The organism is Mycobacterium alsense (assembly GCF_002086635.1).
Classification (GTDB): Bacteria; Actinomycetota; Actinomycetes; order Mycobacteriales; family Mycobacteriaceae; genus Mycobacterium; species Mycobacterium alsense.
In genome coordinates this window covers 69112-92345 of sequence record NZ_MVHD01000014.1, presented here as the reverse complement: position 1 = coordinate 92345, position 23234 = coordinate 69112, and the positions used below count along the sequence as shown (strand labels likewise).

Genomic DNA, 23234 nt, shown 5'->3' with positions numbered 1-23234 from the left:
AGGATCGGCAGGTATGGATCAGCTCTGGGCAAACCGCGCGGCCAGCTCCGAAGCGGCTGTCGCGCAACGACACCTGAAGAAGCTCTGGGCGCTGCCGGGAACCCAGCTCGGGGTGGTGGCGTGGCCGGCGACATCCCGGGACCGACGGTTCGCCACCTGGCACTACTGGTGGCAGGCGCACCTGCTGGACTGCCTGGTCGACGCGCAGCTGCGCGACCCGCGGCCCGAGCGGCGCACCATGATCAACCGTCAGGTGCGCACGCACCGGCTGCGCAACAACTTCTCGTGGCTCAACAGCTATTACGACGACATGGCGTGGCTCGCGCTGGCGCTGGAGCGTGCCGCGCGGATAGCCGGCGTCGAGCGCCACCGCGCGCTGCCCAAGCTCGCCGCCCAGTTCGTCAACGCCTGGGTGCCCCAGGACGGCGGCGGCATCCCGTGGCGCAAGCAGGACCAGTTCTTCAACGCCCCGGCCAACGGCCCGGCGGGAATCTTCCTCGCCCGCTACCCCTCCGGTGGGGAGCACCTGCAGCGGGCCGACCAGATGAGCGACTGGATCGACCGCACGCTGATCGACCCGGAGACGCACCTGGTGTTCGATGGGATCAAGGCGGGTTCGCTCGTCCGCGCGCAGTACACCTACTGCCAGGGGGTCGTGCTCGGCCTGGAAACCGAGCTCGCCGCGCGCACCGGCGCCGAGGCCAGGACCCGGCACGCGCGGCGGGTGCATCGGCTGGTGGCCGCGGTCGGCGAGCACATGGCCCCGTCGGGCGTGCTCAAGGGCTCCGGCGGCGGCGACGGCGGCCTGTTCGCCGGCATCACCGCCCGCTACCTCGCGCTGGTCGCCACCACGCTGCCGGGCGATTCCGCCGACGACGCCGTGGCCCGCGACACCGCCCGCACCATCGTGCTGTCGTCGGCGAGGTCGGCCTGGGATTACCGGCAAACGGTGGACGGGCTGCCGCTGTTCGGGGCGTTCTGGGACCGCGACGCGGAACTGCCGCCGGCCGGCGGCCGGGAGGCGCAGTTCGTCGAGGGCGCGGTGACGGCGTCGGAGGTCGCCGAGCGCGATCTGTCGGTTCAGCTTTCCGGTTGGATGCTGATGGAAGCCGCCTGTAACGTCACCGCCGTGACGGCAGGCCGAAGGATCAGTGAGCAATGAGCGAACACTCCAGCAGCAAAGTCCACCCCGACGCCGAGTCGGCTCTGCGTGGCCTGCTGAAGGACGGCATCACCATCGCCGCCGGGGGCTTCGGGTTGTGCGGCATCCCCGAGAATCTGATCCAGGCGCTGGCGGACAGCGGCATCAAGGAGTTGACGATCGTCGGAAACAACGCCGGCGTCGACGATTTCGGCATGGGCCTGTTGCTCAAGGGGCGTCAGGTCAAAAAGGTCATCGCCTCCTATGTCGGGGAGAACAAGGAATTCGAGCGCCAGGTGCTGGCCGGCGAGCTCGACCTCGTCCTCACCCCGCAGGGCACGCTCGCCGAGAAGCTGCGCGCCGGGGGCGCGGGCATCCCGGGCTTCTACACGCGCACCGCCTTCGGCACCCAGCTCGCCGAGGGCAAGGACATGCGCGTCTTCGACGGCACCGAATACGTGCTGGAGGAGGGCATCCGCGCCGACGTCGCGATCGTCAAGGCGTGGAAGGGCGACACGGCCGGCAACCTCGTCTACCGGAAGACGGCCCGCAACTTCAACCCGATGGTGGCCACCTGCGGCGACGTGACGGTGGCCGAGGTGGAGGAGCTCGTCGAGGTCGGCGAGCTCGATCCCGACGCCATCCACACCCCCGGCATCTACGTCGACCGCATCATCCGGGGGCCCCGCTACGAGAAGCGCATCGAATTCCGCACCACCCGCGGCGGCGCGGCGGTCAAGAAGGACAGCCCCATCCGCGAGCTCATGGCCAGGCGCGCCGCGCGGGAACTGCGCGACGGCTACTACGTGAACCTCGGGATCGGCATCCCGACGTTGGTCGCCAACTTCATCCCCGACGACATCAACGTGACCCTGCAATCGGAGAACGGGCTGCTCGGCATCGGGGCGTACCCGCTCGACGACGAGGTCGATCCCGATCTCGTCAACGCCGGCAAGCAGACCATCACCACGATCAGGGGGTCCAGCTTCTTCAGCAGCGCCGACTCCTTCGCGATGATTCGCGGCGGCCACATCGACCTGTCCATCCTCGGCGGCCTCGAGGTGGCCGAGAACGGCGACCTGGCCAATTGGATGGTCCCGGGCAGGATGGTCAAGGGCCCGGGCGGCGCGATGGACCTGGTGTCGGGCGTCAAGCGGGTGATCGTCGTGATGGACCACACCGCCAAGGACGGCAGCCCGAAAATCCTCAAGCAGTGCACGCTGCCCGTGACCGGAAAAGGCGTGGTGGACATGGTCATAACGGACCTGTGCGTCTTCGACGTCGACCCGGAGCGCGGGCTGGTGCTCACCGAACTGCATCCGGGGGTGACGGTCGACGACGTCCGCGCGAAGACCGGCTGCGATTTCGTCGTCGCGTGAAGCCGCGGCGCTGAAGCCAAGCCGTACGGTCCGCTCAGTCGCGGACGGGCATCCGCTCCTGGTCGTCGTCGGTGGCGCGGCGGCGCTTCTGATACCCGCGCCAGGCCGCGAGGAACGCCGGTATCAGCGACACGAACAGGATCGCCAGGATGATCTTTTCCAGGTTGTGGTGGACGAACGGCACGTTGCCCAGGAAGTAGCCCGCCAACGTCGCGCCGCCGCCCCAGGCGACGCCACCGACGATGTCGAAGCCGAGAAACACCGGGTAACGCATGTACGACACCCCGGCGACCACCGGGACGAACGTGCGCACGAACGGCGCGAACCGGGCCAGGATGATGGCCCACGGCCCGTACTTCTCGAAGAACGCGTGCGACTCCGTCACGTAGTGCTTCTTGAAGAACCGGGAGTCTTCCTTCTTGAACAGCGCCGGCCCGATCCGCCGCCCGATGAAGTACCCGGTCTGATCCCCGAGCACCGCGACCGTCGCGACGGCCGGTGCCAGCACCCAGATGCTCGCCGGCGGGTTCGGGTGGGCGGCCAGCAGCCCGCCGGTGAACAACAGCGATTCGCCGGGCAGCAGCGGGAACAGCAGCCCGGTCTCGATGAAGACGATGATCAGGATCCCGGGCAGCACCGCGGACCCGAAGACGCCGTCGGCGCCCAGCCAGTACATCGGGTCGAGGATGGCCGGCAGGGCCGTCACGGCGGTGCTCATCCCGCCCAAGATACCGGCGGGGGCCGCCGGATTGCTGCCGACCACGGCTTTCGTTGCGATACTCGAGTCATGCCCATCGCAACACCCGAGGTCTACACCGAGATGCTGCGGCGCGCCAAGGAGGGCTGCTACGCCTTCCCGGCGATCAACTGCACCTCGTCGGAGACGGTCAACGCCGCGATCAAAGGTTTCGCCGACGCCGGCAGCGACGGCATCATCCAATTCTCCACGGGCGGTGCGGAATTCGCCTCCGGCCTCGGGGTCAAGGACATGGTGGCCGGCGCCGTCGCCCTGGCCGAGTTCGCCCGCAGCATCGCCGCCCGATACCCGATCAACGTCGCGCTGCACACCGACCACTGCCCGAAGGACAAGCTGGACAGCTACGTGCGCCCGCTGCTGGCGATCTCGGCCGAGCGGGTCGCGTCCGGCAAGGACCCGCTGTTCGGGTCGCACATGTGGGACGGCTCCGCGGTGCCGATCGACGAGAACCTCAAAATCGCGCGCGAGCTGCTCGGGCGGGCCGCGGCCGTGAAGATCATCCTGGAGATCGAGATCGGGGTGGTGGGCGGCGAGGAGGACGGCGTCGCCAACGAGATCAACGACAAGCTGTACACCACCCCGGAGGACTTCGAGAAGACCATCGACGCGCTGGGCCACGGCGAGCACGGGAAGTACCTGCTGGCCGCGACGTTCGGCAACGTGCACGGCGTGTACAAGCCGGGCAACGTCAAGCTGCGCCCCGACATCCTCGCCCAGGGGCAGCGGGTGGCCGCGGCCAAGCTCGGATTGGCCGACCCCCCCGGTGGCCTGGCCAAGCCGTTCGACTTCGTCTTCCACGGCGGCTCGGGCTCACAGAAGTCGGAGATCGAAGAGGCGCTGCGCTACGGCGTGGTGAAGATGAACGTGGACACCGACACCCAGTACGCGTTCACCCGCCCGGTCGCCGGCCACATGTTCACCAACTACGACGGCGTGCTCAAGGTCGATGGCGAGGTGGGCGTCAAGAAGGCCTACGACCCGCGCAGCTACCTCAAGCTGGCCGAAGCCTCGATGGCCGCGCGGGTCGTGGAGGCCTGCGACGACCTGCATTGCGCCGGCAAGTCGCTCGGGCTCCGTTAGCCCGACACATAACCCACGCACACGACACGCCGTCCCGCGTCGCCGCGGCTTACGTTGCGGCGGGACCGGCGGGGCAAAACCCCTAACCGCTGGGGGACTGGCAGATCTTCCACTGGTCGTCGCGGAATTGCAGGTCGAGGCTGCGCGTGGAACGCGTCGACGGGTCGTACGCCATGAACGTGGTGATGTTCGCCTCGGCGTGTTGGCCGTTGACGACGACCTGGTCGATGCTGGCGATCACCGGATACTGCTTGGCCGCCGAGACCCGCTGATAGGTCTCCTGCCACGCGTGCTCGTCGTAGTCCACGTATCCGTCGCGGGAGTTCCCGCACGTGATGGTGCGCAGCGCGGTCAGGTCGCCCCGTTGCACCGCGGCGTCGTACTGCTGGATGGTGTGCCGAACGCGGTCTTCCTCGGAGACCTTCGAGTGCTTGCCGCGCGTCAGCAACACGGTGCCCAGGATCGCGATCGCCGCCAGCGCCAGCACGAGCACCACCAGCGCCAGCACCCAGCCCCAGTTGACCTGCCGGGTGGTCCGCAGCTTCGCCCCCAGTCGGGGCGGAATGGACTGCGGCACAGCGGCTTTGGCGGTTCCACCGGGCTGCGCCGACGGGCCCGCGGCGGGCACGCCCCCGGGGGGCGACGGGAAGGCCTCCGTCGCGGGTTCGGCGGACGTGGCGATGACGGTGGTCTCCTTGGCGTCGAACCCGGGTGCGGTGAAACGACGCTCGCGCTGCTGGCCGTCCGCGTTGGGCTCGGCGTCGTTGCCCGCGTCGGGTTTGTTGATCACCACGGTCTCGGTCTCGGCGTCGTCGGGAACCATCGGCTGGGCCGCGGCCTCCTCGCCTTCCCTGGTCTCGAAGCCGGCCCGGGGGGCCCGCTCGTCGCCCGGCCGCCTCGGCGCGCCCCCACGGTCGGGTTCGGCTGGATTGGGCATGAAAGGAGCTTAACTACCCGCGCCCGGGGAACTGCAAAATAGACGCCATGACGTCGATGGGAGATCTCCTCGGACCCGACCCGATCCTGCTGACCGGCGACAGCGACGCCGAGGCGCGACTGCTCGCCAACGAGAATTCGAGCGCGGTCGCCGCCGCGCACCCGTCGGCCTCGGTGGCGTGGGCGACGCTGGCCGAGGCGGCGCTCGCCAACGGGGAGGCCGTCACGGCCTACGCGTACGCGCGCACCGGCTACCACCGCGGGCTCGACCAACTGCGCCGACACGGCTGGAAGGGCTTCGGCCCGGTCCCCTATGCGCACCAGCCCAACCGGGGCTTTTTGCGCTGCGTGGCGGCGCTGGCCAGGGCGGCCGACGCCATCGGCGAGACCGAGGAACACCTGCGCTGCCTGGACCTGCTCGACGATTGCGACCCCGCCGCCCGCGCGGCGCTTGGCCTCGCAAGCGGCTAGAAGCCCTCCGAGCAGTCCCGCCCCGGGCACTCGATCTGCACCGTGGCGTGCTCGAGCCCCCGCTCCGACAGCACCGCCCGCGCGTCGGCCAGCACCCGCGCGGAGTCGCCGTCGCTGGTCAGGTGCGCGGTGCACATGTCCTTGCCCGGCGACAGCGTCCACACGTGCAGGTCGTGGACCTCCGTCACGCCGTCGACGGCGCCGAGCGCGCTGCGCAGCTCGTCGACGTCGATGTGCGCCGGCGACGACTCGGACAGGATGCGCAGCGCGTCGCGGGCCAGGGCGATGGCCCGCGGCAGCACCCACAGCGCGACCAGCACGGCGACCACGACGTCGGCGTAGGGCCAGCGCGTCGTGACGGTGACCACCCCGGCGATCAGCACGCCCAGGCTGCCGACGCTGTCGGCGACGACCTCCATGTAGGCGCCCCTGACCGCCAGGCTGGCCGCCGAGTGCGACCGCAGCATCAGGGCGACGACCAGGTTGGCCAGCAGGCCGGCCAGCGCGACCACGATCATCGGCACGCCGGGCACCGACGGCGTTTCCCGCAGCCGCTGGATCGCCTCCCACAGGATGAACAGCGCCACCCCTATCAGCAGCCCGGCGTTGGCCACCGCGGTGAACACCTCCGCCCGGTGCCAGCCGTAGGTGCGCGACGGCGACGCGCTGCCGCGGCGGGCCAGCGTCACCGCGGCCAGGCCCATGAACACGGCGACCACGTCGGTCAGCATGTGCCCGGCGTCGGCCAGCAGCGCGATCGAGTTGATCAGCAGCGAGGTGGCCAGCTCGACGACGAAGAAGGCCGCCAGGATCGCCGCGGCGACGACCATGCGCCGGATCATCCGCGACTCGCCGGTCCCGGCGGGGGTGTGGTTGTGGCCGGCGCCCATAGCCAGCAATATATGCGTAATAACGCATATATTGCAACCGTCAGAACCAGGCGCTCCAGAACCGGGTCAGCGAATCGCCCGCGCCCACCAGCCCGTGCGACACCCCGGAGAGGTCGAACAACCAGAGCACCAGCCCGAAGAACCAGCGGTTCGGGGTCGGCGCCAGGAGCAGCACCAGCACGGCGATGAAGCCCCACTGCTTGGCCGGTGCCACGGCGCGCTGCGTCTCCGGGCTCAGGTGCGCCTCCAGCGCGTCGTAGCCGTCCAGGCCGGGGATCGGCAGCAGGTTCAGCAACATCGCAGTGACCTGCAGGAACCCGAGAAACGCCACGCCCGCCCACAGCACCGCGTGGGCGGGGTCGTACAGCAGCCGCGCCACCGCCAGCAGCAGCACGGCCAGCACCAGGTTGGCCGCCGGGCCCGCCAGGCTGACCAGGGTGCGGCGGGCGGGGGTCATGAACCAGGTCCGCACGTACACCGCGGCGCCCGGCAGGCCGATCCCGCCCAGCGCGATGACCACCATCGGCAACAGCAGCGACAGCCCGGGGTGGCTGTAGCGCCTCGGGTCGAGGGTCAAATAGCCGCGGACGGCCACGTCGTGGTCGCCGAAGCGCCAGGCGGTCACCGCGTGCCCGAACTCGTGCAGGCACAGGGAGACCAGCCAGCCGGCGATCACGAAGACGAACACGCCGGCGTAGGACAGCGGCCGCACGCTCGACCCGGCCAGCCAGGCCAGCACGCCGCCGGCGGCCGTCAGCGCGACCAGGCCCAGGAAGATCGGGCTGGGCCGCACCGATTCGTGTTGGCGGGCGGGGAAGCTCACCGGTCGAAGCTACCGGACCAGCAGCCATCCCTCGACGTGGCGGTAGAACGTCGACCGGCGCGCGGTGCGCGGCGCCGCGACCCCGTCGCGCACGACGGTGACGCCGGTGCTGCCGAGCTGGGCCGCGCGGCCGGCGACCCAGCGGCGCCACCGGCCGCGAACCCGGGCCCGCAGGCCCGGCGCGGCCGGCGTGGGCTCGATCCACGCGCCGGCGACGTCCCCGTCGAACAGCGTGGTGTCGTCGACGACGGCCTCGCCGTGCAGCGGCCGCCCACCGTCCTCCGGCGGCAGCCAGCCGGCCCGGCCCACGATCACCGCTCCGGTCTCGTCGCGGATCAGGGGCACCCGCCGGGCCGACCCGCGCACCGCGCGCCGCGCCGCGCGTCGCCCGGAAGGGACGCGGTACACGCGGGTGGCCCGGGTGCGGCGCGGCGGCACATACGCCACCTCGACGTCGAGCCGGTCGGCCCGCAGCAGCCGGCTCAGCACCGCGGCCAGGTCGGTGTCGGCGCCGACGACCACGAGGCGGCGGTACGCGCCGATGGCGGCGTCCACGTCGAGCACCGGCAAGTCGGCCAGCGGGCCGGGAGCACGACGATCGCCGAACAGCAGCACCGCCGCGGTTTCCATGCGTTCGCTGCAACCTCCTGAGATAGGGTTGGTCACCGGCTGGACCACAATAAGCAGGCTCACTCAGGTGGGATTAGGCGGGAGCAAGTCATGCCGGCAATCGTCCTCATCGGCGCCCAATGGGGCGACGAGGGCAAAGGTAAGGCCACCGACCTGCTCGGGGGCCGCGTCCAATGGGTGGTCCGTTACCAGGGCGGCAACAACGCCGGCCACACCGTCGTGCTCCCCGGCGGTGAGAACTTCGCCCTGCACCTGATCCCGTCGGGGGTGCTGACGCCCGGCGTCACCAACGTCATCGGCAACGGCGTGGTGATCGATCCCGGCGTGCTGCTCGACGAGCTGCAGGGCCTCGAGGACCGCGGTGTCGACACCTCCCGGTTGCTCATCTCCGCCGACGCGCACCTGCTGTTGCCCTACCACGTCGCCATCGACAAGGTGACCGAGCGCTACATGGGCAGCAAGAAGATCGGCACCACCGGGCGCGGCATCGGGCCGTGCTACCAGGACAAGATCGCCCGGATGGGCATCCGGATGGCCGACGTGCTCGACCCCGGCCAGCTGACCCACAAGGTCGAGGCCGCGCTGGAACTGAAGAACCAGATCCTGGTCAAGATCTACAACCGCAAGGCGCTGGACCCCAACCAGGTGGTCGAGTCCCTGCTCGAGCAGGCCGAGGGGTTCCGCCACCGCATCGCCGACACGCGGCTGCTGCTCAACTCCGCGCTGGAATCCGGCGAAACGGTCTTGCTGGAGGGCTCGCAGGGCACGCTGCTCGACGTGGACCACGGCACCTATCCCTATGTGACGTCGTCGAATCCGACCGCGGGCGGTGCGGCCGTCGGCTCCGGGATCGGCCCGACCCGCATCACCGCGGTGCTGGGCATCCTCAAGGCCTACACCACCCGCGTCGGCTCCGGCCCGTTCCCCACCGAGCTGTTCGACGACCACGGCGAGTACCTGTCCAAGACGGGCGGCGAGTTCGGCGTCACCACCGGGCGGCGCCGCCGCTGCGGCTGGTTCGACGCCGTCGTCGCCCGCTACGCCACCCGGGTCAACGGGATCACCGACTTCTTCCTGACCAAGCTCGACGTGCTGTCGTCCCTGGAGACGGTGCCGGTGTGCGTCGGCTACACGGTGGACGGCAAGCGCACCCACGACATGCCGATGACGCAGAGCGACCTCGCCCGCGCCGAACCGATCTACGAGGAGCTGCCCGGCTGGTGGGAGGACATCTCGGACGCGCGGGAGTTCGACGACCTGCCCGCCAAGGCGCGCGACTACGTGTTGCGGGTGGAAGAGCTTGCCGGAGCCCATGTTTCGTGCATCGGCGTGGGCCCCGGACGCGACGAGACGATCGTGCGCCGCGACGTCCTGGCGGCCCGCCCGTGACGGATTTCGATCCCACACAACTCGACCCCGAATACGAGCATCACGGCGGCTTTCCCGAATACGGCCCGGCCAGCCCCGGCCCGGGGTTCGGCCGGTTCGTCGCGGCGATGCGCCGGCTGCAGGACCTCGCGGTGTCCGCCGACCCCGGTGACGACGTCTGGGACGACGCGGCCGACCGCGCCGCCGCCCTGGTGGAGATCCTCGGCCCGTTCCGGGCCGACGAGGGCAAGGCACCGGCCGGGCGGACACCCGACCTGCCCGGCATGGGCAGCCTGCTGCTGCCGCCCTGGACGCTGACGCGCTACAGCCCCGACGGCGTGGAAATGACGGGACATTTCAGCCGGTTTCACGTCGGGGGCAACCACGCCGTGCACGGCGGCGTGCTGCCGCTGCTGTTCGACCACATGTTCGGGATGATCTCCCACGCCGCGGGCCGGCCGATCAGCCGCACGGCCTTCCTGCACGTCGACTACCGCAAGGTCACGCCGATCGACGCGCCGCTGCTGGTCCGCGGCCGCCTCACCCGCGCCGAGGGCCGCAAGGCGTTCGTGTCCGCGGAATTGGTCGACGAGGACGAGAACGTGTTGGCCGAGGGCAACGGCCTGATGGTGCGGCTGCTGCCCGGCCAGCCGTAGCGCGGGCCTCATCCCCGGCGACCGACCTATCCTTGAGCGGTGACTGACGGCGTGACCGAGGGACCGGAAGACGAAACGACGGCGCTCGTCGTGTCCGAACCACCCGAGCAGGATGCCGACGACGGCCGGCCTAAGGTGCTGCTGCTCGGGGGCGGCGAGCTCGGCCGGGAGCTGGAGTTCGCGCTGCGCCACCTCGGCGCGAAGGTGATCGCCGTGGACGACGGCCCGGCCCTCGCCGACGAGCTGTCGGCGACGGCGCAACGGCTTACGCCGCAGTTCGTGGTCACCGCCACCGACGCCCTCGGCGAAAAGGCCGTCACCGCGCTCGAAGCGCTCGCCACCGACCGCACCGAACTGGTGCCCAACGCCCGCACCGTCCGGCTCACCACCGACCGCGAGGCCCTGCGCCGGCTGGCCGCCGACGAGCTGGGGCTGCCCACCGCGCCGTTCTGGTTCGTCGGGTCGGTCGGCGAGCTGCGGGCGGTGGCGGCCCACGCCGGGTACCCGTTGCTGGTGAAGCCGGTGTCGGGGCGGGGACACTCGGTGGTCTCGTCTGCCGACGACATCGAGCCGGCCTGGCAGCGCGCGCTCGGGGCCTCGTCGGGGCGGGTGATGGCCGAAACGGTGGTCGAGGTCGACTTCGACGTCACGTTGCTCGCGGTGCGCAGCGAGGACCCGGAGGGTCCGGTGATCGAATTCTGCTCACCCATCGGCCATCGCGACGCCGACGGCGCCGTGCTGGAATCCTGGCAACCCCAGCAGATGACCCCGGCGGCCGTGGACGCGGCCAAGTCGGTGGCCGCGCGGATCGTCAAGGCGCTCGGGGGGCGCGGCGTCTTCGCCGTCGAGTTGATGATCAAGGGCGACGAGGTGTACTTCGCCGACGTCACCGCGAGCCCCCACACCAGCGTCTGGGTGACCGTGCGCAGCCAGCGGCTCTCGGCGTTCGAACTGCACGCCCGGACCGTCCTGGGCCTGCCGGTGGACACCATGATGATGTCGCCGGCCGCCGCCCACGCGATCGGTCCCCGCGGTGACGGTGGGTCGCCGGGCGCCGGCGCGCTGGCCGGCGCGCTGCGGGTGCCGGAAAGCGATGTGCGGCTGTTCGGGGTGGCGTCCGCCGGCGTCGGCGTCGCGCTGGCCACGGCGCCGGAGGTGGCGACCGCGCGCGACCGTGCCCGACAGGTGGCGAACACGTTGAATGTGCGAGACTCACGCGGATGAGCTACGCAGGAGACATCACGCCGCTCGAGGCGTGGAAGCTACTCAGCGACAACCCGAACGCCGTGTTGGTCGACGTGCGCACCGACGCCGAATGGCGGTTCGTCGGCGTGCCCGACCTGTCGAGCCTGGGCCGCGACGTGGTGTATATCGAGTGGAACACCAGCGCCGGGGTGCCCAACCCCAGCTTCGCCGACGAGCTGAAGAACAATGTCCCGTCCGCGCCGGCGGACCAGCAGCGGCCCGTGATCTTCTTGTGTCGCTCGGGCAACCGCTCGATCGCCGCCGCCGAGGTCGCGACCGAACTGGGCATCACCCCGGCCTACAACGTGCTGGACGGTTTCGAAGGCCAACTCGACGCCAACGGCCACCGCGGTGAAAGTGGCTGGCGCGCAGTCGGACTGCCCTGGATACAGGGATGACCGACCCGGTCCGCACTCCCCGGGCGCTGCCCGACGGCGTCAGCCAGGCCACCATCGGCGTGCGCGGGGGAATCCTGCGATCCGGTTTCGACGAGACCGCCGAGGCGATGTTCTTGACGTCCGGTTACGTCTACGAGTCGGCGACCGTCGCCGAGCAGTCGTTCACCGGCGAGGTGGACCACTTCGTCTACTCGCGCTACGGCAACCCCACCGTGACGATGTTCGAGGAACGGTTGCGCCTGATCGAGGGCGCGCCGGCCGCGTTCGGCACCGCCAGCGGCATGGCCGCGGTCTTCGTCTCGCTGGGTGCGCTGCTGGGCGCCGGCGACCGCCTGGTGGCGGCGCGCAGCCTGTTCGGGTCGTGCTTCGTGGTGTGCAACGAGATCCTGCCGCGGTGGGGCGTCGAGACCGTCTTCGTCGACGGCGACGACCTCGCGCAGTGGGAAGAGGCGCTATCGGTACCCACGGCGGCGGTGTTCTTCGAGACGCCGTCCAATCCGATGCAGTCGCTGGTCGACATCGCCGCGGTGTGCGAACTGGCTCACGCCGCGGGCGCAAAGGTGGTGCTGGACAACGTCTTTGCCACACCATTGCTGCAGCAGGGTATCCCGCTCGGGGTGGACGTGGTGGTGTACTCGGCCACCAAGCACATCGACGGTCAGGGCCGGGTGCTCGGCGGCGCCATCCTCGGCGACAAGGAGTACATCGACGGTCCGGTGCAGAAGCTGATGCGCCACACCGGCCCGGCGATGAGCGCCTTCAACGCCTGGGTGCTGCTGAAAGGCCTTGAGACCATGGCGGTTCGGGTCGAACACAGCAACTCCTCGGCGCACCGGATCGCGGAGTTCCTGGAGGGCCATCCGGCGGTGAGCTGGGTGCGCTACCCGTATCTGGCGTCGCACCCGCAATACGACCTGGCCAAACGCCAGATGGCCGGCGGCGGAACGGTGATCACCTTCGCGCTCGACTGCCCCGAGAGCGCCGCAAAGAGCCGGGCCTTCGAGGTGCTGGACAAGCTTCGGCTGATCAACATCTCCAACAACCTGGGCGACGCGAAATCGCTTGTGACGCACCCGGCCACCACGACCCACCGCGCGATGGGTCCTGAGGGCCGCGCCGCGATCGGGTTGGGCGACAACGTGGTTCGCATCTCCGTCGGGCTGGAGGGCGCCGACGACCTGATCGCCGACATCGACCGGGCGCTGAGTTAACCGGCCTGCCGCTCGGCCGCCTCCGCGCGTTCGGTCGCGGCCAGCGCCCCCTCTTCGGCTTGCTGCTCCACCCAATTGGCCAGCGGGCGGGCATAGATCATCTGGCTGGTGATGGCCATCTGGCCGCGGGTGCGCCCAAGGAAGGAGAGTCCCCACGCGAACATCGCGGCGATGCGGTTGCGGTGGCCGATCAGGTAATACAGGTGCAAGAGCAGCCACGCGAGCCAGGCGACGAAGCCGCCGAACTCCAGCTTGCCGACCTTCGCGACGGCGCTGTACCGGGAGATGAGGGCCATGCTGCCCTTGTCGAAGTACTTGAACGGCTTGCGGTTGGCCGGATCGTCGTGGCCCTTGACCGCGCGCTTGATCACGGCGGTGGCGTAGTGCGCCCCCTGGATCGCGCCCTGGGCCATCCCCGGCACGCCCGGCACGGACATCAGGTCGCCGACGACGAAGACGTACGGATGGCCCTTGACGGTGAGGTCGGGCTCGACGATCACCCGCCCGGCGCGGTCGGTTTCGGTTCCGTCGGACTGGTCGGCGATCATCTTGCCCAGCGGGCTGGCCTGCACGCCCGCCGCCCAGACCTTGCACGCGCATTCGATGCGCCGCTCGCCGCCGTCCTTTTCCTTGACCGTGATGCCCATGTAGTCGACCGCGGTCACCATCGCGTTGAGCTGGATCTCGACGTCCATCTTCTGCAGCCGGCGTTGCGCCTTGAGGCCCAGCTTCTCACCCATCGGCGGCAGCACCGCGGGCGCGGCGTCGAGCAGGATCACCCGGCAGTCGCTGGGCGTGATGGTCCGGAACGCGCCGGCCAGGGTGCGCTCGGCGAGTTGGACGATTTCGCCGGCCAGCTCCACGCCGGTCGGTCCGGCGCCGACCACGACGAACGTCAGCCGGCGTTGCCGCTCGACCGGGTCGATGGCCACCTCGGCGGCCTCGAACGCGCCGAGGATGCGGCCCCGCAGCTCGAGGGCGTCGTCGACGCTCTTCATGCCGGGCGCGAAGGCGGCGTACTCGTCGTGGCCGAAGTAGGACTGCTGCGCGCCGGCGGCCAGGATGAGGCTGTCGTAGGGCGTCACCGTCTGCATGCCCATCAGGTGCGACGTGACCGTCTTCGCCGTCAGATCGATCGCGCTGACGTCGCCCCACAGCACCCGGACGTTTTTCTGCCTGCGCAGGATCAGCCGGGTGGTCGGCGCGATGTCGCCCTCGGACAGGATCCCGGTCGCCACCTGATAGAGCAGGGGCTGGAACAGGTGCGTGGTGGTTTTCGAGATCAGGGTGACGTCAACGTCGGCGCGCCGCAGCGCCTTGGCCGCGTTCAAGCCCCCGAACCCGCTTCCGATGATGACGACCCGGTGGCGCGACATGCGCATTCCCCTTCCGTTGGAAGTCTCTGCAGCGCATACCCACCCTATGACTCGGCCCGCCACGGCGTCAGTGGCTCTTCGGACGCCGCGGGGCCGGTACCCGTTCCCGCGCTACTCGGCGCTGCCGTCCTGTTGCTTTGCTGCCAGGTACTTGACCATTTGGCACAGGTTGACGACAGCTGCGCTCAGCTTGCGGATGGTGGCATCCCGTTCCGCGACGCACGACTGCCAGTCCGGAAACTCCTGCGGAAGTTTCTGGTTGTCCGCGTTGAGGTGGATTTTCTGCTCGATCTGGTCGCACAAATCCGCGAGGGTCAGCTGTCCTGGCGTGTCAATGTCGGAGAACCATTTATCGGTCATGTCAGATCGTCGCCTCTCCGAACGCCCCGCTCATTCCCCGAGGCTATCGGGTCGGCTGCGCGACGACCGTGCGGGTCCGTCCGGAGTGGGAGAATCCGCGCTTTCAGTGCCGCCCGTGCGGCTTGCGCGGTGCGTATCCTCAGCGCGACGGGCCGCCGGTCGGGCGCGTGTCCCTGATTACGCTGTGGTCAATCGGATTGGGAGCGCCAGTGATCACTTTGGACCGCTTGGTCAACGTGCTGGGTGGCTATGGGGTCCGCCTGCGCTGGTCCTCGCTGCCCAGGTCGACCGAACTGCGCAGCGTGGTGATCCACGAGCCCGGTGCCGAGGGACCCGTGATCGGGGATGTGCTGCTGGCCATCGGTGCCGATTCCGTGGGCGAAGCGGTGCGGTGGGGGGCCTCGGCGCGCGCGATCGTGGTCATGACGCGCGACCGCGACGAGCCGATCACCTTCGACGGCGACGCCGAGCCCGGTGCGGTGATGGTCATCGACCCGTCGGTGTCGTGGGGCGAGGTGGCCGCGGTGGTCTACGGGCTGGTGCTGGAGGGCCGCGAGACGGAATCCGGGCGGGGGCCCACCGACCTGTTCGCGCTGGCCGACAGCCTCGCGGAGTCGATGGGTGGCGCGGTGACGATCCAGGACCGCCTCCTGCGGGTGCTGGCGTATTCGCGGCTGCAGCAGCACGCCGACCCGGCACGGACGGCCACCATCTTGGACCGCCGGGCGCCGGAGCGGGTGCGGGCCCTGTTCGAGGCGCGCGGGGTGTTGGCGCACCTGGCGGAGTCCGACGATCCGCTGTTCGTCGCCGAGGACGCCGAATCCGGCCTGAGCGGGCGCATGACGGTGGCGGTGCGCTCGGGGCGGCGGCTCCTGGGCTCGGTGTGGGTGGCGTGTCCGGCGCCGCCGGACGAGGCCGCACGCACCGCGCTGGCCGACGGGGCGCGCACGGTCGCCCTGCATCTGCTGCGCTCCCAAGCGAGCGCGGACCTGGAGCGCCAGGTCGAATCCGACCTGGTGATCCGGTTGCTGGAGGGTGCGGCCGACGCCGCCACGCTGGCCAGCAGGCTGGGCCTGTCGCACGACCGCCTGCGGGTGATCGCGCTGCAAGCCTTCCTCGGCGCCGACCGCGACGCGGCCCTGCTGTTGGCCTTCGAGCGGGCGACCACCGGATTCGGCTGGTCGCGGCCGGGCCGCAGCGCGCTGGCGGGCAACACCGTCTACACCCTGCTGCCCGGCGAGCAACCCGGGGCGGCGCGGCGCTGGATCGCCGACCTGCGGGCGGCCCTCCCCGAACGGGTGGCGGTGTTGGCCGGCATCAGCGGGCCCGCCGACGTGGTCGACCTCGCCGCCGCGCGCCAGGAGGCCGACGAATGCCTGGCCCTCGACGAATCGTCGCCCAGCGCCGCGCCCCCGGCCTACGACGAGTCGTGGGACGACATCCTGCTGCAGCGGCTGCGCACCGCGGCGCGCTCCGGCCGGACCCCGGCCCGCGGGCCGGTGGCCGAGCTGCGCCGCCACGACCGCGCCAACGCGACCGAGTACGCGGCGACGCTGCGGGAGTGGCTGGCGGCCCAGGGTGACCCGGTCGCGGCCGGCGAGCGGCTGGGCGTGCACGAGAACACCGTGCGTTACCGGCTGCGCAAGATGGCCGAGATCACCAACCTGCCGCTGGACGACGCCCGCAAGCGGCTGGCCATGATGATCGAACTCGCCGCTCTCGACACCGATTAGCGAGCGCGCTGTCGAAACGCCACAAAGCGCCGCGGCGCCGTTGTCCGGAGCGGCCAACGGCCGTGGCGACCGTTCGCGCCACCATGGGGGTGACAACGTCGAGAGCACAGGAATGTCCGATGACCAGCCCACGCCCCGAGCACGCCGCGATGGAAACGTTCACAGTGCCCTTGCCGCGCAGGCTGTTTCGGCGGCTGTTCGGTCGCAGCCCGCTGATACGCGCCAGTGATCGGGTGGAGGCGCTGGTCCTGGTGTTGGCCGTCGCGGTGTCGCTGCTGACCGTGCCGATCGCCGCCGCCGTGGGAACGGCGACCTACGATGCGCGCAGCCGCCTCTACGCCGAGCAGGCGCAAAATCGCCACGCGGTGATCGCGACGGTCACCGGCAGTGCCGGCCGCGAAAACCCGGAGAGCTCAACGGTTATGGTGCCGGCGCAATGGTATGCCGCGGGGGCGGAACACACCGGCGATGTCCTCACGCAGCGGGGAGCCAGGGTCGGGGACGAGATCGAAATCTGGGTGGACAGCGAGGGCTCCCCGATCGGCCGCCCGGCGATGACCGCCCTCGACGAGGCGGTGTCGTCGGCGATGGCGATCTGGTGCGCGGTGACGCTGTCCGCGGTGGCGGTGTACGCCGGTGCCCGCGTCGCCCTCGACCGGCGCCGCGACGACCAATGGCAGCGGGACTTCGACCGGCTCATCGCGCGGCCCTGAGGGGCCCTGAGGGGTCTTGTCGGACCGTGACAACGGCCCGCGGCGGCGTTGTCCGGTTTGGGCAAGCGCCACGGTGCCCGGGCGACCACCATGGGAATTGCCAACAAAAGTCGAGTTGCGGAGGTGTCAGATGGGCGGCGTCGAGCGCATTGACGGCGGACCCAAGTCGGTCATCGTCGTCGGTGCCGGCATCGTCGGACTGTCGACGGCGTGGTTCCTGCAGGAGCGCGGTGTCGATGTCACGGTGGTGGATCGCAGCGGCATCGCCGCCGGCGCGTCGTGGGCCAACGCCGGATGGCTCGCCCCGGGACTGGCCTTTCCGGCCGCCAACTGCCGGCGTTCGTCGTGGGAGCGCGCGCTGCGGGCCAACGTGGCGCTCAGCGAGGAATGCCTGGAAGCGTCGGACGTGCTCGTCGCCAACGGGGTCGACGCGCCCGTGACCGACGCGCCCGTCACCGCCGCGTTTCGCAGCGGCAAGGACGCACAGCGCATGCTGGGAAAACTGCGTCAACTCGAAAACGCAGGGCAGACAATGTATGTCACCGCCCTCACGGGAGACGCGCTTCGCGAACAGGTGCCGCTGGCATCGGCCGCGGTCACCGTCGGGCTCAGCATCAACGCCCAGCGCTTCGTCGAACCGCGGCGATTCGTCGAGGCGCTGGGCCGCTCGGTGCTGCAACGCGGCGCGGCGATGCACAGGCTGGAGATCCGCGAGGTTCTCAATTCGGGTGGCGGCGTTGCGGTGTACCCGCACCGCGGTAGGCGATTGACCGCCGACGCGGTGGTGATCGCCACCGGCGCACGGCTTTCGGGCTTGATCCGCCGCTGGCTTCGCGTGCCGCTGCAGGTCGGTCGCGGCTACTCGTTCACCGTGCCCGTGGACCGCCCGATGCCGGGCCCGATCTACCTGCCGGACGTGCGCGTGGCGTGCACGCCCTACCGCGGGGCGTTGCGGGTATCGGGGGGCCTGGAATTCGGCCGCCCCAACGGGCCGCGGGCGCTGAAACGGGCGAACGACATTGCCGCCGCGGCAAGTCCGCTGCTGGACGGGGCGCGCTGGGACGTGCGCACCAACCTGTGGGTCGGCGCGTGCGCGGCCTCCCTCGATGGCCGTCCCCTGATCGGCGAGCTGGCATCCGGCATCTATGTGGCCGGCGCGCACGGCAGGTGGGGACTGGCGCACGGCCCGGTGACCGGCCGGCTGCTGGCCGAGCAGATCACCACCGGCAAGCAACCCCAAGCCTTGGCCGAGTTCGACCCGATGCGCAGAAAGCCTGCCCGCCAGGGGCCGCCGAGTCGTCAGGGACGGTTGCCGATCCGCCCGCCCCTGACGACACCCATTCTCACCGCGAAAGGACGGTCACGACGATGACGAACGACGAACCCGTCTGGATGACACCCCAGGCCTACGCCCGGCTGCGGCGCGAACTCGCCGCGCTGCGCGCGCGTCGACCCATGGAAGTCCCGGACGACTCAATGGATTACGCCGCGGACCTGGTCGCACACCCGGCCCGGCGCAGGAGGCGCATCCGCGAGATCGAGGACCTGTTGGGCGCCGCGGTCGTCACCGAGGAGCCCGGCGTGGGCATCGCCGGGCCGGGCATGGTGCTGACCATCCGCTACAACGCGACCGGCGACACGGAGACGTTTCTGCTCGGCCGGCGCGGCGCCGAAGGCGCCGAGGTCAAGGTGTACTCGATGGCGTCGCCGCTGGGCCGCGCGATCGCCGGGGCGCGTCCCGGCGAACAGCGCATCTACGCCGTACCGAACGACAGCGGTCGGCTCGTGACGCTGCTGACGGCGGTGCCCTACCGGCGTCGCGAACGCTTGGCGGCATGACCGCCCCAACCACCACCGATGCGAGAGGAACCGACATGAAAAGCAGGAAACGCACCTGGATTTCGCCTCAGGCCTATGTGCGGCTGCAACGGGAACTGGCCAGCCTGCGCGAGGCGCGCGACGCCCGGGACAAGGCCGCCGACGACAACCCGGCGGTCGCGCGCGCCTGGAAGACGCGCATGCGACGGATTCATGAGCTGTTGGAGCATGCCGACGTCGGCGTGGATCCGCCCGACGACGGGATCGCGGAACCCGGCATGGTCTTGACCATCCGCTACGACGACACCGGCGACGTCGAGACGTTCCTGCTCGGTGTGCGCGACGCGGAACACGGTGACATGGAGGTCTATTCGATCCACTCGCCGTTGGGGGCGGCCATTTCGGGCGCACGCCCCGGCGAACGGCGCAGCTATACCCTGCCCAGCGGCGCCACCCTGGACGTGACGCTGCTCAAGGCCGTCCCCTACGGCATTCACGCGTCGGAGGTGTCCCGTGTCTAGCGTCTTCGCCATTGTCGATCCGGTGGTGGTGATCCTGCTGCTGATGGCGCTGTTCTGCCTGGGCATGGCCATCGCGGACGGGCGAACCTAGAACGGCCACACGCTCGCGTTGGTCTTGTACTTCGCGGTCAACGGCGCGCAGAAGTCGTCGGCGGTGCCGGCGAGGAGGATGTAGTACGCCTCGCCGCCGCCGCGCCGGCTCTCAAACGAATTCGGCGTCGTCCACCCGCTGTTGCACATCGCGGTGTCCGAACCCGACGTGGGCCGGCGCCAGTTGGTCTTGGCGCAGGAGGCCAGCGCGTCGACGTCTCCGGTGGCGCTCTTGGCGGCGACCAGCATCGCGCCGCCCCACTGCCCGTCGTTGCGCCGGTAGGCGCGCGCGCCGAATCCCGCGTTGTCGGTCTGGCACGCCAACGCCCGGCGCAGCAGCGCGAACGGCGCCGCCAGCCGCGGGTCGCTCACCGAGGCTGCGGCCGTGATGAATTGGGCCGCGTCCGAGCCGTCGACCTCCTGGACGTTCGGGTTGGCGAGGCTGGTCAGCTGCTGCGAGATCCCGGCCCTGATCCCGCCGTTGCCGCCACCGATGATCGGCCCGCCGCCGCCGGATGTCATCGGGGGCAGCGTCACCGGGTCGGCGGTCGCCGCCGGGGCGCCCGAGCACAGGCCGCACACGACGGCGATGGCAGCGATTCGATGCGCGACGGATCTCATGGGGCACCTCCCAGCAGGTGTGCGTACTCCGCGCGGCGCCCCTCGGCAACCAGCGCGTTGAGCACGTGGCGCGTCTGCAACGCGATGTATTCGCCGACCGCGTAGTTGGGCCCGAAGTGCCAGTGCTTGAGCGCCCAACCGTGCGCGAGCAGCATGATGTCGTAGACGATCAGGTCGACGTCGACGGCACGGAACACCCCCGACCCGATGCCCGCCTCGATCACCGCCCGCAGCGGTGCGGCGGAGGCGATTTCGAGCTCCTTGATCTGCGCGCGGCCTTCGGCTCCCAGCGTCCGACTCTCGCGGTAGGTCAGCACCACGGCGTCGAGGTTCTCGTCGACGATCTCGATGTAGCGCCGGATCCCGGCGGCCAACCGGCAGACCGCGTCGTCCCCGGCGCCATCCATCACCGGGGCCAGTTGGTCGGAGAACACATCGAGGATCCGCACGATCGTCGCCAGCAGCAGGTCCTCCTTGCCGCCGAAGTACTTGTAGATCAAGCCGACGCTCACGCGCGCCTCGGACGCCAGCTCTTGCATCGACATCTGGTGAAACCCGGTCCTGCCCATGACCTTTACCGCGGCGTCGAGCACCTGCCGGCGCCGCGAGCTCGCCCGCGCCGCGCGCACCGCCTCCTCGACGGGCAGGGAACCGTAATCGACCGCCATCTAGAGCTCCAGGTCCTTGGCGATGATGGTCTTCATGATCTCGTTGGTCCCGCCGTAGATCGTCTGGATCCGGGCGTCGACGAACGCGCGGGACACGCTGTACTCCCGCATGTATCCGTACCCGCCGTGCAGCTGCAGGCAGCGGTCGGCGGTGCGCACCTGCAGATCGGTGGCCCACCACTTGAGCTTCGCGGCGCGCGCGGCGGTCAGCGAACCGGTGAGGTGCTCGGCGAGGCAGTCGTCGAGGTAGGTGCGCGCGATGTCGAGCTCGGTGGCCAGCTCGGCCAGCACGAACTGACTGTTCTGGAAGCTTGCGATCGCCGCGCCGAAAGCCTTGCGCTGCTTCACGTATTCGAGCGTCTCGGCGAAGATGCCCTCGGCGGCGGCCACCGCGCCCACGCCCAGCGCGAGCCGCTCCTGCGGCAGGTTGCGCACCAACTGATAGAACCCCATCCCCTCCCGCTCGAGCAGGTTGGCCACCGGAACCCGCATGTCGGTGAAGGTGAGCTCGCTGGTGTCCTGGGCGTGCAGGCCGATCTTGTCCAGGTTGCGGCCGCGGGCAAAACCCGGCGTGCTGGCGTCGGCCACCAGCAGCGACAGGCCCCGGTGCCGATCGGGTGAGGTGCGCACCGCGATCACGAACAGGTCGCCGGTCTGCCCGTTGGAGATGAACGTCTTGGCGCCGTTGACGACGTAGTGGTCGCCGTCTCGCACCGCGGTGGTGCGAATCCCGGCCAGGTCGCTGCCGGTTCCGGGCTCGGTCATCGCGATGCCCAGCACCGTCTCGCCGGTCACCACCCCGGGCAGCCACCGCTGCTGCTGCTCGGGTGTCGTCAGGTCGGTGAGATAGGGCAACACCACGTCGTTTTGCAGGGTGAACGCGATGGCCTCGGCCGCCGCGCCCGCGCGCTGCAGTTCGTCGATCACGATCGCGTTGTAGCGAAAGTCGTCGACCCCCGGGCCGCCGAGGTGCTCGGGCACCGAAATACCGAGCAGGCCAAGCTTTCCCGCCTCCAAAAACAGCGAGCGGTCCCACTGGCCGCGCCGCTCCCAGTCCTCGTGGGCGGGCACCACGGTGCGTTGCACGAAATCCCGGACCAGCTGCCGGAACTGGTGATGCTCGGGGGTGTAGGTCAGGCCGCCCATCAGCGGAAGGCGTCGCTACCGGTGAAGGCCTGGCCGAGGACGAGCTGGTGCATCTCGGGCGTGCCCTCGTAGGTCAGCACCGATTCCAGGTTGACCATGTGCCGGATTACCGGGTATTCGAGCGATATCCCGTTGCCGCCCAGGATCGTTCGCGCGGTCCGACAGATCTCCAGGGCCTCGCGGGTGTTGTTGAGCTTGCCGAAGCTGACCTGCTCGGGACGCAGCCCGGGGCCGTCCTTGAGGCGGCCGAGGTGCAGCGCGAGCAGCTGCCCCTTGTGCAGCTCGACGGCCATGTCGACGAGTTTGGCCTGCGTCAGCTGGAAGCCGGCGATCGGGCGGCCGAACTGGGTGCGCTGGGTGGCGTAGTCGAGCGCGGCCTGCCACGCCGACCGCGCCGCCCCCATCGACCCCCAGATGATCCCGTAGCGCGCCTCCGACAGGCACGACAGCGGCCCGCGCAGGCCCGTCGCCTCGGGCAGCATCGCGTCGGCCGGCAACCGCACGTCATCGAGCACGAGCTCGCTGGTGATCGACGCGCGCAGCGACAGCTTGTGATGGATGGTGTTGGCCGTGAACCCGGGGGTCCTGGCGGGCACGAGAAATCCCCGAATCCCTCGGGATTCGCCGTCGTCGGTGGCCGCCCACACGATCGCCACGTCGGCGACCGAGCCGTTGGTGATCCACAGCTTGCGCCCGTTGAGCACCCAATCCGAACCGTCCCGCCGCGCACGGGTTTTCATCGCGGCCGGATCGGAGCCGACGTCCGGTTCGGTCAACCCGAAGCAGCCGAGCAGCTCGCCGGCGGCCATGCCGGGCAGCCACTGCCGCTTCTGCTCCTCCGAGCCGAACTTCCAGATCGCGAACATCGCCAGCGACCCCTGCACCGAGACCATCGACCGGATGCCGGAGTCCGCGGCCTCCAGCTCGGTGCAGGCCAGGCCGTAGTGCACCGCGGAGGCGCCGCCGCAGCCGTAGCCGTGCAGGTGCATGCCCAGCAGGCCGAGCTCGCCGAACCCCTTCGCGAGCTCGCGCACCGGCAGGTCGCCGATCTCGAACCACTCGGCGACGTGCGGCAGCACGTGCTCCGCGCAGAACTTGCGCACGGTGTCGCGCACCGCGAGCTCGTCGCCGGACAGGGAGGCGTCCAGGCCCAGGGGGTCGTCCCGGTCGAAGGCGGGGGGTGCGTCGGTGCTCATACGAATC

General features: G+C 70.2%; 25 protein-coding genes. 14 read left to right on the top strand and 11 right to left on the bottom strand.

Annotated elements, in window-relative coordinates; genetic code table 11:
- The first annotated feature begins 13 nt into the window (after window positions 1–13).
- Both BST11_RS11015 and BST11_RS28940 read left to right on the top strand, forming a co-directional pair.
- Window positions 14–1162 carry a glycoside hydrolase family 76 protein gene (locus BST11_RS11015; RefSeq protein ID WP_083138018.1) on the top strand — a complete coding sequence of 383 codons (1149 nt, stop codon included), beginning with the start codon at window positions 14–16 and terminating at the stop codon, window positions 1160–1162.
- Window positions 1159–2520, top strand: a complete 1362-nt coding sequence (locus BST11_RS28940) for a 3-oxoacid CoA-transferase (protein ID WP_083138017.1) — start codon at window positions 1159–1161, stop codon at window positions 2518–2520. Before BST11_RS11015 ends, BST11_RS28940 begins: the two co-directional genes overlap by 4 nt.
- Before the next feature lie 34 nt (window positions 2521–2554).
- Here the strand turns inward: BST11_RS28940 and BST11_RS11005 are convergent, their stop codons facing one another.
- A complete protein-coding gene (locus BST11_RS11005; protein ID WP_083138037.1) occupies window positions 2555–3238 on the bottom strand; it encodes a DedA family protein in 684 nt (227 codons plus the stop codon).
- A gap of 69 nt (window positions 3239–3307) precedes the next feature.
- On the opposite strand from BST11_RS11005, the gene fbaA reads away from it, so the two are divergent.
- A complete protein-coding gene (gene fbaA, locus BST11_RS11000; protein ID WP_083138016.1) occupies window positions 3308–4357 on the top strand; it encodes a class II fructose-bisphosphate aldolase in 1050 nt (349 codons plus the stop codon).
- Between the two features lie 82 nt (window positions 4358–4439).
- On the opposite strand, the gene BST11_RS10995 is transcribed toward fbaA, so the two are convergent.
- Window positions 4440–5294, bottom strand: a complete 855-nt coding sequence (locus BST11_RS10995) for an Rv0361 family membrane protein (RefSeq protein ID WP_083138015.1) — start codon at window positions 5292–5294, stop codon at window positions 4440–4442.
- A gap of 47 nt (window positions 5295–5341) precedes the next feature.
- Here BST11_RS10995 and BST11_RS10990 point away from each other — a divergent pair, with 47 nt between their 5' ends.
- Window positions 5342–5764, top strand: a complete 423-nt coding sequence (locus BST11_RS10990; RefSeq protein ID WP_083138014.1) for a DUF3151 domain-containing protein — start codon at window positions 5342–5344, stop codon at window positions 5762–5764.
- Here BST11_RS10990 and BST11_RS10985 read toward each other — a convergent pair.
- Genes BST11_RS10985 through BST11_RS10975 form a run of 3 tightly spaced genes read right to left on the bottom strand, consistent with a single transcriptional unit; the run spans window position 5761 to window position 8107 of the window.
- A complete protein-coding gene (locus BST11_RS10985) occupies window positions 5761–6654 on the bottom strand; it encodes a cation diffusion facilitator family transporter (RefSeq protein ID WP_083138013.1) in 894 nt (297 codons plus the stop codon). The two genes, BST11_RS10990 and BST11_RS10985, sit on opposite strands and share 4 nt — an antisense overlap.
- 40 nt (window positions 6655–6694) lie before the next feature.
- The gene (locus tag BST11_RS10980) at window positions 6695–7477 is read right to left on the bottom strand and encodes a site-2 protease family protein (RefSeq protein WP_083138012.1); all 783 of its coding nucleotides are present in this window, start codon (window positions 7475–7477) and stop codon (window positions 6695–6697) included.
- 9 nt (window positions 7478–7486) lie between these two features.
- A complete protein-coding gene (locus tag BST11_RS10975) occupies window positions 7487–8107 on the bottom strand; it encodes a peptidase M50 (RefSeq protein WP_083138011.1) in 621 nt (206 codons plus the stop codon).
- 90 nt (window positions 8108–8197) lie between these two features.
- Between BST11_RS10975 and BST11_RS10970 the strand changes: the two genes are divergently transcribed.
- From BST11_RS10970 to BST11_RS10950, 5 genes are read left to right on the top strand one after another with little or no spacing between them, the layout of a single operon-like run.
- Window positions 8198–9496, top strand: a complete 1299-nt coding sequence (locus BST11_RS10970; RefSeq protein WP_083138010.1) for an adenylosuccinate synthase — start codon at window positions 8198–8200, stop codon at window positions 9494–9496.
- Entirely contained in the window at window positions 9493–10131 is a 639-nt protein-coding gene (locus BST11_RS10965) for a PaaI family thioesterase (RefSeq protein ID WP_083138009.1), read from the top strand. The genes BST11_RS10970 and BST11_RS10965 overlap by 4 nt, the downstream gene beginning before the upstream one ends.
- A gap of 39 nt (window positions 10132–10170) precedes the next feature.
- Entirely contained in the window at window positions 10171–11355 is a 1185-nt protein-coding gene (purT, locus tag BST11_RS10960; protein WP_083138008.1) for a formate-dependent phosphoribosylglycinamide formyltransferase, read from the top strand.
- A complete protein-coding gene (locus BST11_RS10955; RefSeq protein ID WP_083138007.1) occupies window positions 11352–11774 on the top strand; it encodes a rhodanese-like domain-containing protein in 423 nt (140 codons plus the stop codon). Before purT ends, BST11_RS10955 begins: the two co-directional genes overlap by 4 nt.
- Window positions 11771–12985: an O-succinylhomoserine sulfhydrylase gene (locus BST11_RS10950; RefSeq protein WP_083138006.1), complete on the top strand. Its 1215-nt coding sequence runs from the start codon at window positions 11771–11773 to the stop codon at window positions 12983–12985. Before BST11_RS10955 ends, BST11_RS10950 begins: the two co-directional genes overlap by 4 nt.
- Here BST11_RS10950 and BST11_RS10945 read toward each other — a convergent pair.
- Entirely contained in the window at window positions 12982–14361 is a 1380-nt protein-coding gene (locus BST11_RS10945) for an NAD(P)/FAD-dependent oxidoreductase (protein ID WP_083138036.1), read from the bottom strand. The genes BST11_RS10950 and BST11_RS10945 overlap by 4 nt on opposite strands.
- Before the next feature lie 111 nt (window positions 14362–14472).
- The gene (locus BST11_RS10940; protein WP_083138005.1) at window positions 14473–14721 is read right to left on the bottom strand and encodes a hypothetical protein; all 249 of its coding nucleotides are present in this window, start codon (window positions 14719–14721) and stop codon (window positions 14473–14475) included.
- 209 nt (window positions 14722–14930) lie between these two features.
- Between BST11_RS10940 and BST11_RS10935 the strand changes: the two genes are divergently transcribed.
- The 5 genes from BST11_RS10935 (at window position 14931) to BST11_RS10915 (ending at window position 19506) form a co-directional block, all read left to right on the top strand.
- Complete coding sequence (locus BST11_RS10935; protein ID WP_083138004.1) at window positions 14931–16454, top strand: PucR family transcriptional regulator; 1524 nt, start codon at window positions 14931–14933, stop codon at window positions 16452–16454.
- 119 nt (window positions 16455–16573) lie between these two features.
- Window positions 16574–17167: an Rv1733c family protein gene (locus BST11_RS10930; protein WP_083138003.1), complete on the top strand. Its 594-nt coding sequence runs from the start codon at window positions 16574–16576 to the stop codon at window positions 17165–17167.
- 130 nt (window positions 17168–17297) lie between these two features.
- The gene (locus BST11_RS10925) at window positions 17298–18539 is read left to right on the top strand and encodes an NAD(P)/FAD-dependent oxidoreductase (protein WP_083138002.1); all 1242 of its coding nucleotides are present in this window, start codon (window positions 17298–17300) and stop codon (window positions 18537–18539) included.
- Window positions 18536–19006: a GreA/GreB family elongation factor gene (locus BST11_RS10920; RefSeq protein ID WP_083138001.1), complete on the top strand. Its 471-nt coding sequence runs from the start codon at window positions 18536–18538 to the stop codon at window positions 19004–19006. Before BST11_RS10925 ends, BST11_RS10920 begins: the two co-directional genes overlap by 4 nt.
- A gap of 35 nt (window positions 19007–19041) precedes the next feature.
- A complete protein-coding gene (locus BST11_RS10915) occupies window positions 19042–19506 on the top strand; it encodes a GreA/GreB family elongation factor (RefSeq protein WP_083138000.1) in 465 nt (154 codons plus the stop codon).
- Between the two features lie 87 nt (window positions 19507–19593).
- Here the strand turns inward: BST11_RS10915 and BST11_RS10910 are convergent, their stop codons facing one another.
- From BST11_RS10910 to BST11_RS10895, 4 genes are read right to left on the bottom strand one after another with little or no spacing between them, the layout of a single operon-like run.
- Entirely contained in the window at window positions 19594–20217 is a 624-nt protein-coding gene (locus tag BST11_RS10910; protein WP_083137999.1) for a hypothetical protein, read from the bottom strand.
- Window positions 20214–20885 carry a TetR/AcrR family transcriptional regulator gene (locus tag BST11_RS10905; protein ID WP_083137998.1) on the bottom strand — a complete coding sequence of 224 codons (672 nt, stop codon included), beginning with the start codon at window positions 20883–20885 and terminating at the stop codon, window positions 20214–20216. Before BST11_RS10905 ends, BST11_RS10910 begins: the two co-directional genes overlap by 4 nt.
- Window positions 20886–22031 (bottom strand): acyl-CoA dehydrogenase family protein, encoded by a 1146-nt coding sequence (locus BST11_RS10900; RefSeq protein ID WP_083137997.1) that lies wholly within the window; start codon window positions 22029–22031, stop codon window positions 20886–20888. It abuts the gene before it with no gap.
- Window positions 22031–23227 (bottom strand): acyl-CoA dehydrogenase, encoded by a 1197-nt coding sequence (locus tag BST11_RS10895; protein WP_083137996.1) that lies wholly within the window; start codon window positions 23225–23227, stop codon window positions 22031–22033. The genes BST11_RS10900 and BST11_RS10895 overlap by 1 nt, the downstream gene beginning before the upstream one ends.
- Window positions 23228–23234 lie beyond the last annotated feature (7 nt).